This is a genomic window from Nostoc sp. CENA543 (assembly GCF_002896875.1).
Lineage (GTDB): Bacteria > Cyanobacteriota > Cyanobacteriia > Cyanobacteriales > Nostocaceae > Trichormus.
Window position 1 is genome coordinate 110,502 of sequence record NZ_CP023278.1, and the last position, 13,017, is coordinate 123,518.

18 protein-coding genes are annotated in these 13,017 nt (G+C 37.4%); 12 read left to right on the forward strand and 6 right to left on the reverse strand.

What is annotated here, in order from left to right; all coding sequences use genetic code 11:
• Positions 1-28: 28 nt before the first annotated feature.
• The 3 genes from CLI64_RS00530 to CLI64_RS00540 all read left to right on the forward strand — a co-directional run bounded on the left by CLI64_RS00530 (position 29) and on the right by CLI64_RS00540 (position 1,227).
• A complete protein-coding gene (locus tag CLI64_RS00530; RefSeq protein ID WP_103135408.1) occupies positions 29-403 on the forward strand; it encodes an iron-sulfur cluster assembly accessory protein in 375 nt (124 codons plus the stop codon).
• A 151-nt stretch (positions 404-554) separates the two neighbouring features.
• A complete protein-coding gene (locus CLI64_RS00535) occupies positions 555-854 on the forward strand; it encodes a 2Fe-2S iron-sulfur cluster-binding protein (protein ID WP_103135409.1) in 300 nt (99 codons plus the stop codon).
• Positions 855-981: 127 nt separating this feature from the next.
• Positions 982-1,227: a FeoA domain-containing protein gene (locus CLI64_RS00540; protein WP_103135410.1), complete on the forward strand. Its 246-nt coding sequence runs from the start codon at positions 982-984 to the stop codon at positions 1,225-1,227.
• Positions 1,228-1,315: 88 nt separating this feature from the next.
• Here CLI64_RS00540 and CLI64_RS00545 read toward each other — a convergent pair whose 3' ends face one another.
• Entirely contained in the window at positions 1,316-1,525 is a 210-nt protein-coding gene (locus CLI64_RS00545; protein WP_103135411.1) for a molybdopterin-binding protein, read from the reverse strand.
• Between the two features lie 747 nt (positions 1,526-2,272).
• Here CLI64_RS00545 and CLI64_RS00550 point away from each other — a divergent pair.
• The 4 genes from CLI64_RS00550 (at position 2,273) to CLI64_RS00565 (ending at position 5,176) form a co-directional block, all read left to right on the forward strand.
• Positions 2,273-2,866 (forward strand): CBS domain-containing protein, encoded by a 594-nt coding sequence (locus CLI64_RS00550; protein WP_103135412.1) that lies wholly within the window; start codon positions 2,273-2,275, stop codon positions 2,864-2,866.
• 178 nt (positions 2,867-3,044) lie between these two features.
• Positions 3,045-3,509, forward strand: coding sequence for an ankyrin repeat domain-containing protein (locus tag CLI64_RS00555; RefSeq protein WP_103135413.1), 465 nt, complete (start codon positions 3,045-3,047; stop codon positions 3,507-3,509).
• The gene (locus CLI64_RS00560) at positions 3,496-4,782 is read left to right on the forward strand and encodes a nitroreductase family protein (protein ID WP_103135414.1); all 1,287 of its coding nucleotides are present in this window, start codon (positions 3,496-3,498) and stop codon (positions 4,780-4,782) included. The genes CLI64_RS00555 and CLI64_RS00560 overlap by 14 nt, the downstream gene beginning before the upstream one ends.
• 19 nt (positions 4,783-4,801) lie before the next feature.
• Entirely contained in the window at positions 4,802-5,176 is a 375-nt protein-coding gene (locus CLI64_RS00565) for a hypothetical protein (protein ID WP_103135415.1), read from the forward strand.
• A gap of 83 nt (positions 5,177-5,259) precedes the next feature.
• Here the strand turns inward: CLI64_RS00565 and CLI64_RS00570 are convergent, their stop codons facing one another.
• Positions 5,260-5,733, reverse strand: coding sequence for a hydrogenase maturation protease (locus tag CLI64_RS00570; protein ID WP_103135416.1), 474 nt, complete (start codon positions 5,731-5,733; stop codon positions 5,260-5,262).
• 14 nt (positions 5,734-5,747) lie between these two features.
• Positions 5,748-6,221, reverse strand: coding sequence for an NC domain-containing protein (locus CLI64_RS00575; RefSeq protein ID WP_103135417.1), 474 nt, complete (start codon positions 6,219-6,221; stop codon positions 5,748-5,750).
• Between the two features lie 247 nt (positions 6,222-6,468).
• On the opposite strand from CLI64_RS00575, the gene CLI64_RS00580 reads away from it, so the two are divergent.
• Both CLI64_RS00580 and CLI64_RS00585 read left to right on the forward strand, forming a co-directional pair.
• The gene (locus CLI64_RS00580; protein ID WP_103135418.1) at positions 6,469-7,035 is read left to right on the forward strand and encodes a hypothetical protein; all 567 of its coding nucleotides are present in this window, start codon (positions 6,469-6,471) and stop codon (positions 7,033-7,035) included.
• A 160-nt stretch (positions 7,036-7,195) separates the two neighbouring features.
• Complete coding sequence (locus CLI64_RS00585) at positions 7,196-8,194, forward strand: metallophosphoesterase (protein WP_103140532.1); 999 nt, start codon at positions 7,196-7,198, stop codon at positions 8,192-8,194.
• A 193-nt stretch (positions 8,195-8,387) separates the two neighbouring features.
• Here the strand turns inward: CLI64_RS00585 and CLI64_RS00590 are convergent, their stop codons facing one another.
• Positions 8,388-8,810, reverse strand: a complete 423-nt coding sequence (locus tag CLI64_RS00590; RefSeq protein WP_103135419.1) for a hypothetical protein — start codon at positions 8,808-8,810, stop codon at positions 8,388-8,390.
• A gap of 316 nt (positions 8,811-9,126) precedes the next feature.
• Between CLI64_RS00590 and CLI64_RS00595 the strand changes: the two genes are divergently transcribed.
• Both CLI64_RS00595 and CLI64_RS00600 read left to right on the forward strand, forming a co-directional pair.
• Positions 9,127-9,648 (forward strand): DUF732 domain-containing protein, encoded by a 522-nt coding sequence (locus CLI64_RS00595; RefSeq protein ID WP_103135420.1) that lies wholly within the window; start codon positions 9,127-9,129, stop codon positions 9,646-9,648.
• Between the two features lie 218 nt (positions 9,649-9,866).
• Positions 9,867-10,445, forward strand: a complete 579-nt coding sequence (locus CLI64_RS00600; RefSeq protein WP_103135421.1) for a hypothetical protein — start codon at positions 9,867-9,869, stop codon at positions 10,443-10,445.
• 167 nt (positions 10,446-10,612) lie between these two features.
• On the opposite strand, the gene CLI64_RS00605 is transcribed toward CLI64_RS00600, so the two are convergent.
• Positions 10,613-11,536, reverse strand: a complete 924-nt coding sequence (locus tag CLI64_RS00605) for a nucleoside hydrolase (RefSeq protein ID WP_103135422.1) — start codon at positions 11,534-11,536, stop codon at positions 10,613-10,615.
• A gap of 16 nt (positions 11,537-11,552) precedes the next feature.
• Between CLI64_RS00605 and CLI64_RS00610 the strand changes: the two genes are divergently transcribed.
• Positions 11,553-11,984, forward strand: coding sequence for a nucleoside deaminase (locus CLI64_RS00610; protein ID WP_103135423.1), 432 nt, complete (start codon positions 11,553-11,555; stop codon positions 11,982-11,984).
• A gap of 180 nt (positions 11,985-12,164) precedes the next feature.
• Here CLI64_RS00610 and CLI64_RS00615 read toward each other — a convergent pair whose 3' ends face one another.
• Positions 12,165-12,896 (reverse strand): phycobilisome rod-core linker polypeptide, encoded by a 732-nt coding sequence (locus CLI64_RS00615; protein ID WP_103135424.1) that lies wholly within the window; start codon positions 12,894-12,896, stop codon positions 12,165-12,167.
• Positions 12,897-13,017: the final 121 nt, after the last annotated feature.

A 13,017-nucleotide genomic window follows, 5' to 3' on the forward strand; every position in this document is an offset into this window, starting at 1 on the left:
AATCAATCGCTACAAATCAGGAGTTTCGATGACCGTTACTTTAACAGAAAAAGCAGAATTTCGTCTGCGGGCATTCTTGCGCGGTTCAGCTGCTGACACTGATGAGACAACTACTAAAGGTGTCCGCGTCTCTATCAAAGACGGTGGTTGCAGTGGCTATGAATATGGAATGGAAATCACCAGCCAACCCCAGCCAGATGATATTGTCATCCAACAAGGTAAAGTACCAGTTTATATAGATGCAAAAAGCGCACCTTTATTAGAAGGACTAGTGATTGATTTTGTTGAGGGTGTGGTGGAAAGCGGCTTTAAGTTCACTAATCCCAATGCAACTAGTACCTGTGGTTGTGGTAAGTCCTTCAAAGCTGGTGATTGCTCCCCCGAAGGCGTACCTTGCAGCTAAAAAGTTTCCCTTAAACAAAATAGACACTTGCTTGTATTTATCTCGCAACAAAAGCGGTGTCTTTCTCCGCCCCCATTCTCGAAGCATTAAGGGAGATTTATTTACTTCGAGAAACTAGTCCCATCCGATAAATCTTGAGGAGAACCGGAAAATGGCAACATATCAAGTTAGATTGATCAGCAAAAAAGAAAACATCGACACCACAATTGAGATCGACGAAGATACCACAATTTTGGATGGTGCAGAAGAAAACGGTATTGAATTACCTTTCTCTTGCCATTCAGGTTCTTGCTCTAGCTGTGTGGGTAAAGTTGTAGAAGGTGAAATCAACCAAGATGATCAAATCTTCTTAGATGACGAACAAGTAGGCAAAGGATTCGCTCTATTGTGCGTTACCTATCCTCGTTCTAACTGCACAATTAAAACCCATCAAGAACCTTACCTCGCTTAATCAATGGCTGTAGTCGCTACTATTTACATCTGTTGAAAAAGTATATCTATCAGGATGAAGTGTTAATTTCATCCTGATTCTTTATCTAGAAGAAATATGACGGCTTGAATTCTTACAGGGGATACCAATGTTTAGTCCATTTAGTGTGGCTGGTAGCTCTTTAGAATTGCTTCAACTAGGAGAAAAAGGTATAGTTACTTTTTGCCAGGTTCAGGATCAAGCATTTCTGAAGAAACTGAAATTATTAGGCTTAACAACAGGTACGTCTATTACTGTGGTACAAAAGTTTCCCGTAATATTAATCCAAGTAGGTAGCATTTTACTAGAAATCGATAAAGAATTAGCTCGCACTATTTATGTGCGGATAATTTAATTATTTGATAGTGAAGACTAAAGCTACGACACTGTGCTGTCGCTCAAGTACAGCGTCGCTGGGCAAAATCTGGATTTTCCAAATGGGTTTAATCAATAGCCACTATCACATCTGAAGATTGGATCAGAGCGTAAGCTTGCTTCCCTTCAGTTAGTTGTAACTTTTCGGCGGATGACTTGGTGATAATAGAAACTATCTCTACACCAGGGGCAAGTTCTAAAGTTATCTCTGTATTTATTGCGCCCGGAACAACTTTTTTAACTGTTGTTTCGAGAAAATTACGCGCATTAAATTCCATATATTATTGAGTTTTGAGCGTTTACATCTGACAGAATATCAACCTTTTAGGTAATAGATAATCAATTTTAGATCCTCTTAACAATCCTGCCGGAGATAAATTTAACAATAGAGCCAATCATATTTATTTAATTACATAGTTGCATCGCTCACAAAATATTTATATCTTATCAGTATTAATTATATTTTTATTGACATATGGTGAGACTAAATATAGTTAAAATAGGCTATTTTGTATCTACAAAAACCCAGAAACGGCATAATACAATACAAAAACAAAAATGGTGGCTTTTTTCGTAATTTTTAAGCGGCGTTAATCAATATACACGGGAATATTTATAAAGGTTCATGATCTGAAGTTATCAGAGTGATAATATATAAGTAAGCTAAATTGTTGCTAGTGAACTGAAACTTCAGCAAAAAGCCATAACAGGGTGATTTCAGACATTCCTACCTTAATACTGGTCAATCACATCAATTTCATAGTAAGCCAGAGAGCTTCAATTAGGTAGAAACTGCGTACATCTTTGCTGAAAAAACACCAGAATAATTAAGGTGTGAAATAGTTAGATAACTGCATCACAGGTATGTCTATATTACCTAAAACGTTTTTTTCAAGGTAGCAAATAAATTAACTGCCAATTCATAGAGGATCGGTTAAGTTTGCCGCCTATGCAAAAATAGTTTTGGCAAAATTGTAGCAGTTTAGCAATAATTTCCTTCCTTGCAAACATAAGGAGCAGTAATTATGAGAGCCAAACAAATCATGACTCAAGATGTAGCTACAATTCGCAGTTCCGCAACTGTAGCAGAAGCAGTCAGACTCTTGAGGCTCAAAGGACTGCGTGCGTTAATCGTAGAACCTCGTCATAGTGCTGATGCTTACGGTATCGTGACTGTGGCTGATATTGCAGGTAAGGTTGTTGCTTATGGTAAAGATCCTGAAAAAGTTCATGTTTATGAAGTTATGAGTAAACCCTGCATCGTGATTGATCCTGATCTCGATGTGGAATATGTAGCACGATTATTAACGAATACTAATGTGTGGTGCGCGCCTGTAATTCGTGGCGAATTATTGGGTGTAATTTCTGTAACTGATATTGTCAGCAAGGATGACTTTATTGCTAAACCAAAACTAGTGTTCTTGCGGAAAGAACTACACAAAGCGGTTTCCGATGCGCGTGCAATTTCTGCTAACTATGGCCCAGATTCTAAACGGGCGACGGAAGCGTGGGATTTTGTAGACGAACTCGAAACCGAAGCTTGTTATTATGGCTTACCTAAACCAGAGAAATCTGCTAGAGAAATATTTGCAGAAAAACCACTGTTTGCTACTGTCTAAAGACAAAAGTAAAGGCAATAAGTAAAAGATAGAGTTACTTATTTACTGACTTTTCACACTTTAGAGCCTGAGTTTACAACTCACAGCGACAGATTTCTATAGCATTGTGTTTAGAGATGGTGGGCAATGCCCACCATTACCTATTCTTGCGTAAATTATTTGTTGATACAAAAATATGATGAATAAAAAAAGTAACCCTAGTTTGAGTGCAGAAACTCAGCAATGGTTAACTACCAAAGGTTACGACATAACAGATTTAAATCAAGCTGGTGAAAATGGTGACACCGCTTTGATGAAAGCAACGCGTGAGGGGATATTTACAATTGCCGAAGAGTTAATCAAGGCTGGGGCTGATATTCACGCTAGAAATAATGATGGAAATAATGCTTTGTGGTTTGCTTGTTTTGGTAATCACTACGATTTAATTGATTTTTTACTGGCTCATAAAATTAATATCAATAATCAAAATGATAATGGTGCAACTGTGGCAATGTATGCTGCATCATCAGGTAAAGCAGAAGTATTGAAATTGCTTTTACAATACCATCCTAACTTAAATTTAAAAAATTTGGATGACTATAAAGCCATAGATTTTGCTAGCACAATAGAAGTTTTGAGGATTTTGAAGAATGCTGCAAAATAATTTTTCTAGTCGCAGCTATCATGAAAATACCAAGCATTCATACTTATCGGTGCAGCTTGATCCAAATTATGTTGATGCTGCAACTCAACCAACTGCATTTAAAGTTTATCCTAAGTTCTATAGAAGAGTGAAATTAAATCTCAATAATAAAATTCACTCTTTCATTTGGCTAACTAGTGCTGTCACTTTGGAAAAATTGTATAAAAATACTGCCTATAAACTGCGGGTAAATCCATCAGCAGGCGCGTTGTACCCTACTGAGGTATATGTACAAATTCGCGGAATGCCGGAAATAGTGGATGGAATTTATCATTTAGAAGTTGAGAATAATTGTCTAACACTCATCTATGAATTAATTGATGATGGGTTAGAGAGCTATATTATACCAGGCAAAAGTATAAGCGGATTCATTTTTTTAATTAGTTCTGTTTATTATAGGTCTAGCTGGAAATATAAAAACAGGAGCATAAGATATTGTCTGTTAGATAGCGGACACCATTTAGGTGCTATTGCAGCATCTGCTTATCTCCATGAACGTCATCTCCAGTTAATTTTTGATTTTGATAAACTCGCTCTCAATACAGTATTAGGATTTGAGAATAAAGAGTTTATTACAGCTTGTGCAGTATCTGGTGAAGTACAAGCGAAAAATGTGAGAAAACTGAGGCTAAAAGTTCCTTTTGTTTGTGGTACAGATTATTTTGAAGCTAATCAATTTATTGAAGATAGCTATCAAGCAACAGCTTGTCAAACAAGTCACCAACGACAATTTCAACAGCCTCAATTTGATTTTGAGCATGAAAAATTCTACCAAACTGTCTGGAATAGACGTTCAATTAGACGTTTCCGGAAAGAGTCCATTTTGCAAGAACAATATTTATATATCTTGCAAAGACTAAATCAGCCAGTCCCAACGGCGAACTTTGAAGAAATAGAAGTTTATGCGGTGGTGCATCGTGTTGAAGGAATGTCACCAGGGTTATATAAAGGTGTGAATTTGGTGAAAGCAGGTAACTTTAGTGAACAAACTGGTTACTTGTGTATTAATCAAATCATTGCCAAAGATTGTGGTGTGATTTTTTTCCTTGTATGTGGATATACCAGCTATCAAACTGCTATGCAAATAGCTGGGTTTCTGGGACAGAGAATTTATCTGGTAAGTAATTATATAGGCATTCAATGTAGTGGCATTGGTGCTTTTTATGATGACGAAACCCAGGAGTTCTTAGAAACAGAAAAAGATGTACTTTATGCAGTAGCAATTGGCATTTAATTTAGGATTGTGATTAGAAATGAAAGGGCAGAGTTACTATTTTAATAGTGATGACTATCATCCTATGCAGCCATCATCGGCTGATATTATTTTGAGACAGCAACTAGAGTATTCGATTAGCAGGTATTTTTACGACGCTTGCGATCGCACTCTAAAAAATCTGTTGTCTAATTGTAGGTGGTACGTCACAACTCAAGCCAATGCTATGACATTGGTGATTGAATGTCCAGATCAAGTTACGAATTGGCGGGTACTACAAAAACTCGTACCAATGGGTAAATTACTCAACCAAATCGTTAGCAGTGCTAAGATTCGCGTTTGTCCCCCAGAGAGTGAAGGTGTACCCTTTGAAATGAGGGTAGATGAACTTTCTGTGTATCGTGATATGGCTTGAAAGGAAGCAGAGGGCAAAAGAATTCAAAATTCAAAATTCAAAATTAAAGAATATTTGTATTTTGGTTTTTTATTCTCTATGCCCTATGCCCTATCATAATTACGAATTATTTGAGTGATTTTTTCAAATACCAAATCAGCAGCATTTTGCACCACAGGACTTAAATCTAGTCCAAAATCAAGACTCACAGCTTCAATTAAATAAACAATTACATCTTGCGGGAAATCATCGGGAAAGATTTTCTTTCCCGCAGCTATAGCATGATCCCAACGAAAATCATGCAGGTTATAACTAGGTTCTGGTAACGTTGCTAATTCTTCTCCAGGAACTAGAAAGACTGCACCAGGTTCTGAACCTGTGGAACTAGCATCTATAATTACTAATTTTTTACTACCCCTAGCCTGAAACATTACCTCCATCCCGGCTGTTCCACAGTCATATATTTGTACGTTAGGATGAGGATTTTCAGCTAGGTATTTTTGTAGGCGTTGGGCAATGATTACGCCTACAGCATCATCGCTGCGATTGAGATTTCCACAACCAATTATTGTTAGCATCTTGATTAATTTATTTAAGATAAACCAGCATCTCGACGCTGCCAAAACTCATCTCGCGTAGCCTGAACTTGCAGAAGTTTACCCTTTCTAACTTCATCTAAGTTAGCTTGTAGATGAGAAATAATCGACTTTTCTATTTCTAGATACTTAATACTACGAACAGTATGAACAGGCTGTACTAAAGATACTAAAGCTGCACCAAATTTTGTAATTACAATTTCCTCTGTTTGCCCAGAATATTGTTTACCAGTTTTAACATACCAAGCAAACATTTCACAGTTGTTAGAGTGGACATTATAAGCACCAAATATATCAGCATATTCATAAATACGTTTTAGTTCTTCTGGAGTGAGTTCAACTTTTCCTTGCCACTCAACACCAGCAGTACCCCAACCTACAGAATTATTAAAATTACCATCTTCACTAAGGTAATAGTGGCGAGCAATTCCAAGTGTAGAATTAATCGGGATGCTGTAAATACTAACCATCAGTTATTATAATAAAGGTTTAGATTAATTAAGATTATAAATGAGAAGTAGATATGCGTAAATAAATATAATATATTCCGTCATTCTGAGCGTTCGCTTCTCTTCGAGACGCGAACGCGAACGCAAAGAATCTGGTATTGCTTCGCTTCGCGAACACAATCACATCTAAAGTGCATAAAACTAATTGTGGGAACATATGATGACTTGTCATGTTTCATCATTACCCACAATTAAGGTATCAAGCCCAATGGCTAAACTACAGTTCTCAATTAGTAAAATCGCCGCAGTTATTACTACTTTAGTTACACTCAGTTTTTCAGCTACCCAGACTCACGCTTCTTGTGCTGCTCCTTTGTCTGGTGGTAATTTTGAAGGACAGACTAGCCAAAGAGTTTCTAGTCCTTGGGTTGGTGAGGGTAGAGTTGGTATTGATGTTGGTGCGGGATACAGTCATTCTGGCAGAAATAACGCTTGGATGCGGAATGTTTCGGGATGGAATGGTATTCGTCAGCGTGTCAGACTCCAGCCTAATACCCAATATGTGTTAACAGCCTATGTCCGCACTTCCGGTAATGTGACAGATGGTTATTTTGGTGTGAGAGATGCTAGACAAAAGGTGTTTACAGAACTGAAATTTGGTAGTCTACCTCGTTATACACCTTTGACTCTGAGATTTAGAACAGGTAATGAATCTGTGTACAATATCTTCACTGGATTTTGGGCATTAGGTCAAGATAGTTGGGTGCAAGTAGATGATTATCGCCTCTCTGGTGGTTCTTGTGATGATGTGAATTTAGTACCAGCAGATAATTGAGTTTTACTAAATCTGTGCTGGGAAAACTAGTGTAGAGATTGCGATCGCTTTACATTAGTACACAATTTCATTTACCAATTCACAACATTTTTCTTAATTTCTTCTTAATATCATCAAATTAAGCTGCCAGTAATTTTTCAAAATGATGGGATATCAAGCAATGAAATTGAAAAAACTACTGGGAGTCTTAATTCTCTTTTTACTATTTAGTGTTTCTGCGGTTTTTGTATCCGCAACAAACGCACAACCACCATTTAATTTTCCTGGACGTAACCCAAGAAGTTTTGATTTTGCACTCATTGGTGACATACCATATGATGCACGGCAAGAAATAGAATTTCAGAAATTAATCAAGGATATCAATAAATCTTTGGTGAGTTTTGTAATTCATGACGGAGATTTTAAAAGTGGTTCTAGTCTCTGTTCTGATGAGCTGTTTTATCAGCGATATCGAGAATTTAATGAATTTAGACATCCTCTCATTTATATATTTGGTGATAATGAGTGGACAGATTGTCATCGTCCTGCCGCAGGTGGATTTGATTCCATTGAAAGATTAGCAAAACTACGTGAAATCTTTACTAAAAGTGACAGAAGCTTAGGACGAAAAACAATCAAGCTTAATCGCCAAAGTGATGAACTGGCGTATAGTAAATTCCGTGAAAATGTCTACTGGACTAAGAATGATATTCTCTTTGCAGGTATCCACGTTGTTGGTAGTAACAACAACTTAGGACGCAATGCAGCCAATGATTTAGAGTACGCTGAACGTAACGCTGCTAATTTAGCTTGGTTAAAGAAAGCATTTGCCACAGCTAAAGCTAAAAACTACTTGGGAATGGTGGTTATTATTCATGCTAATCCCAATAACTTTAGTGTTCCAGCCAATGCACAGCAAAATGGCTTTAGTGATTTTATCAACACTTTAAAGGCTGAATTAAAAGAGTATAGTAAGCCTGTCATGATTGTTAACGGAGATACCCATTATTTTCGCATTGACAAACCCTTAAATATTGATACACCACCCAATACAGTTGTCACTAACTTTACTCGTGTGGAAACCTTTGGCGATCCCAATGTTCAATGGTTAAGAGTCACTGTTGATCCTAAAAATCCGCATCTCTTTGAAGTTAATAAAGAGATTCTTCCTGTAGAATAAGAAATATGGGCGTTGCTGAATGATGGGATGATTTTTGTTTCGCGCAAAGACGTAAAGAATCGACCTTTAGCTTTGTTCAAAAATCCCAATTCATCCCGCAATTATGCAACGCCGAAATATGTACAGATTACAGAGGACATCAGCACGAAAAATATCCGAGACTGTTCTCTGTAATCCATATTTTTGAAACTAGTTAAAAAGTCACATTATATTTATCAGCTAATTCAGAAAGCTTTTCATACTGTTGAATTGCTGCTTCAGTAATTAATGTTTTTGCTTCTTCTGGAGTAGTACCATTTTCAGGGATTAAATACTTAACATAAAGAGATAAAAAATCCACCATAATAGCTGAACCTATTAATCCGTGACTATCAGCTTCTTGCCCAGCCATTGCGGAGACGAGTCCAGTTTTAATGGGGTCTGGTCTACTTTTCATGAACTGATCAATCAGTTGCCAAATATATTCATTGGGGATAAGATTTTCCAACTTACTTAGATCAGGAGTAAATTCTATTCCTGCTGATTTTGCCTGTTCTAAAATACACCATTCAGCAAATTCTTTGAGGGCTGCTTCTGGAAGTTTAGGGAAATATTTATGTAGTTCTAAATTAGACACAGGCTCACCTTTATTTAACTTTTATTGCAGTACATTAAAGCAAGCCTAACTTACTATTTATATAAGTTTTAGTGTGTTATGTTACGACAGTCGAAGAACATAGATAATCTGAGATTATTTGCTGAGTGCGATCGCTATTAATCAAAGTTAAAGTAGACACAATAGATTCTCTAGTTAACAAAACATAATACTAGCGTGTTAATAATGTAAAAAATCATTAATTTATCAGTGCTATTACGGTTATTTTTTAGCAAAATAAGCTATAAAAAGTGACAATATATCTAAAATATTTTCACTCAGAAGTAGGATTTCAGACATGAATATTCAAAAAGGAATAAGTTTTGCCCTGTTGATGCTTTTATGTGGATGCAGTGGAGTTAATACTTCTAATGTCTCCACACAAACAACACCTGCTAGCCAAACCACACCTACCGAAGAAGCAACACCTTCCAGCCAAACCACACCTACCGAAGAAACAACACCTCCAAGTGAAAATACATCCGTGCCATCATCAGAAAATAAACAACTTAATCAAACCGATTTAGCATTTATTGCTGATATTGAATCTTTTGCTCGCAATAATGGCACAACCTTTTCCGATGTGACTCCCGAACAAAATGTGAAAACTGCTCGTGATATTTGTACCGGAGTCAAAAATAATGGCGCAAGCACAGCTATCAAAACCTTTTTTAACGCTATAACAACTCAAAATCCTAACTTAACAGAAGGCGAAAAATCCGCACTGGGATATATATTTAGTGCATCAGTCAAATATTATTGTCCCCAGTATCTTCCTGATGTACGTAATTTTCTAGCTAACGAAAAAGCTCCTAGCTAAAACTTGGTAACGTAAATAAAGTCTGCGGCTTGGAGTCATAGAGAGCGCGATCGCAAATCTTCAAATGTGCCAATATGTTGAGCGTATGTCGGTGAAGTTATCACTGGTTGTTACAGTAAAAGCATGAGCTTATTGGGGAATTTGATACTATCAACATAGGAATCATGTCTCCGATAAGTCAAATGCAAACGCAAGCATTGTAGATTGGCAATAAAACTATGAGCAAGCACAAAAAAAGCAATCTCCAGTGGATTAAGGAAACTCTAGAACTCAAGCCTGATCATCGCTGGGAATCTCCATCAGGCTACAAAATTTTTGTAGCTAACCGAGGAGCTGTTCGCTTCAATGTCCCACAGAATTGGGTGTTTGAACCACAAGAAAAATCTTTTAAATTCATGGATAACAAACCACCCAAAGATGACTGCTGTCTAGAAGTATCATTTAATCAGTTACCCCCCCGTGATTGGAGTTTATTTCCCCTGAAATCCACCTTAAGAAAAGTGGTAGATGATGACAGTAGGGATGTAATTGAAAAGGGTGAAATTATTAGTGTCAAACGTCAAACCGCCAAGATTGTCTGGACAGAGATTAAATTTATTGACACCCAAGCAGAACCACGGGAAGCTTTTTCTCGCATTTGTATTGGTTTAGGGTCAAATGTGCAATGTTTAATTACCTTTGATTATTGGGCAGATCAAGCCGAAAAGTTAACCCCTGTTTGGGATGAAGTAATGCGGAGTTTGACACTAGGACTATATATCCGCGATCCTCAGACTGGTTTAGCATTCCCTGATTAAAGTATAAAACTATATCCTTTGTAGTATAGGTAATACAAATAGGGTGTGTTAGGCGTAAGCCGTAACGCACCAAAGCCCTTGGAGGAAGTGCGTTACTACTTATCTATGTATGTCGTAGGCTTTGAACTATGTTCAAACCTAAAAATACAAATCAAATTGTTGATTTACTATCTTGCCCATTGCTGCAAAATATAACTGTAAAAAGCATCTTTATCAACTTTATCCATAGCTAAAATTCGTTTGCCTCCAGAAACAATTTTCGTGCGACCTTGACTAATACCACTAGTAATAATTTCTGTTTCCCACTCCCGTAATTCATAAAGTTCTGGTCTTCCTAAATAAGCGGTTGCTAACACATCCCAGAAATAATAATCTTGGGGAATTACTAAGGCATAACATTGCCCTGCTAAATCAGAAATGGGATAGTGGCGTTGTTTGCCCATTTTTTGGACTAAATCTGATGTCACAGGCACATTATTAGTTAAATCCAAAGGACACATAATAATTTCTATTTGGGTTTCCCATACCTGCGCCGCCGAAACAGCATCCCAATAAACATTCCATTCGGCTGAACCATCTTGCCCAGCTTCTAAACTTTTTTCCACATTCCCAGGAACATTTAAAGCACCACCCATCCAGACAATTTTGGCAATTTTAGATTCAATATCTGGTGCTTTTTCTAAGGCTACAGCTACAGTTGTCAGTGGCCCTGTTACCATGAGTGTGACTGGTTCTGGTGCTTCTCGTAACACCTGCACCATAAAATCTTGACCTGTTTGTTTAACTAAAGGTGTTGTGAGAAACTCGTTTTGATTGAGAATTGGCAAATGATCCACAATCAGCGAATCACGACGATATAAACGCGGAAAAGGATTAATACCGCGTACCGTACTTTCTGCTACGGGGATGTGAGAAAATCCCATCAAATCTATAATCTTGCGTGTAGCACTAACGGCTGGCTGTACGTAACAATCGGCGGGTGTAACGACAACACCGAGAAGTTCAATATGTTCCATTGTCAACAGCAGCATAGTCGCCAGATAGTCGTCTACACCGCCATCGTGATCCATTAATACTAGTTGTTTGTTCATGAGGAGAAAATTAGATATGGATGAATTTATGCAAGCTGCGATTCAAGAAGCACAACAAGGTAGACAAGAAGGGGGAATTCCCATCGGTTCTGTGCTTGTCAAAGATGGCAAGATGATCGGTAAAGGACACAACAAACGAGTGCAGGATGGTGATCCTGTCACCCATGCTGAAATTGATTGTCTCCGTAATGCTGGTAGAATTGGCAGCTACAGAGGTACAACATTATATTCCACTCTTATGCCTTGTTATTTATGTGCTGGGGCTGTGGTGCAATTTGGGATCAAAAAAGTCATCGCTGGAGAGTCTAGAACTTTCCCCGGCGCAAAAGAGTTTATGGTATCTCACGGTGTAGAAGTGATTGATTTAAATTTAGATGAATGTGAACAGATGATGAGTGATTTTATTACTAATAATCCTGAGTTATGGAATGAGGATATTGGGAAGTAATATTAATTTTGGATTTTAGATTTTGGATTTTGGATTAAAAGAGAATAAATAATATTAGGGACACAAAATTAGTTGTGTCCCTAATATTGGCATGATAGATTGGTTAGCAGAATATTGCAAAAAGTAAACTTTACTTTTTACTTTTACCTTTTGCCTTTTGCCTTTTTACTTGTTCTTTGACTAGTATGGCCCAATTTGGGGTAATAAATTAAAGATGGGCATTAAGTAGAAGGAGGCTATTAAAAAGATGATGGTGGCTGCTATCCACTGCATGACATCTTTGTTAGAACCACGTAAAAATGTTTGCCAGTTTAATGGTTCATATCCTCTCATGGAAGCTGGCAATTTGTCGCGGTAATCTGTACCGTAGCGTGCCGTTCTTTCAAAAGGTAATTCTCCTCTGGTTCGCTGTGGTAAGACCCGACGCAATTGATAGGGAACTGTAGAATCACCAAAATTGCTGTTATATTCTTCGCTGTTGAGTAGATCGTCAATAAAACCTGATAGTCCTTTAGTAGCAATGACTATTGACCAAGCCAGTTTTTCGCGATCGCTATAAACTCTACGTCCTAAAATCCTTTGTACACAAATTTCTACAAAGCGATAATTATTGTTAGAATCGTAATTGAGTCGCCGGAAAGAATCAGATAAAGCTAATCCTCGAATAAAGTCTTTAACTGTGATTTGTCCGGCTCTAAGTTGAGATTCTAAAAAGATTTGACGATTACTAAACAACATCTGTTGTTCATGGAAAATTTGCCGATATGCAGCCGCAATCAAAGCATCCATTTCACTGGATGATGGCAAGTTATCTGTTGTGTAAACTCTCGGCTGTTCATCACCAGGCACTTCAAAGGCAGTAACGCGCTGATTTTGAGATGAAGGGGCATATTCCAACAAGGGAATTGACATAACAAATACCTCTATGGTCTGAAGAATTCACCAACAAAATTCCGCCATTGTCATTGGGTGGACGAGCTGTGATCAATCTTCAAGAAAACACATTTTGTTGTTGACTTTTGACTATTAAATG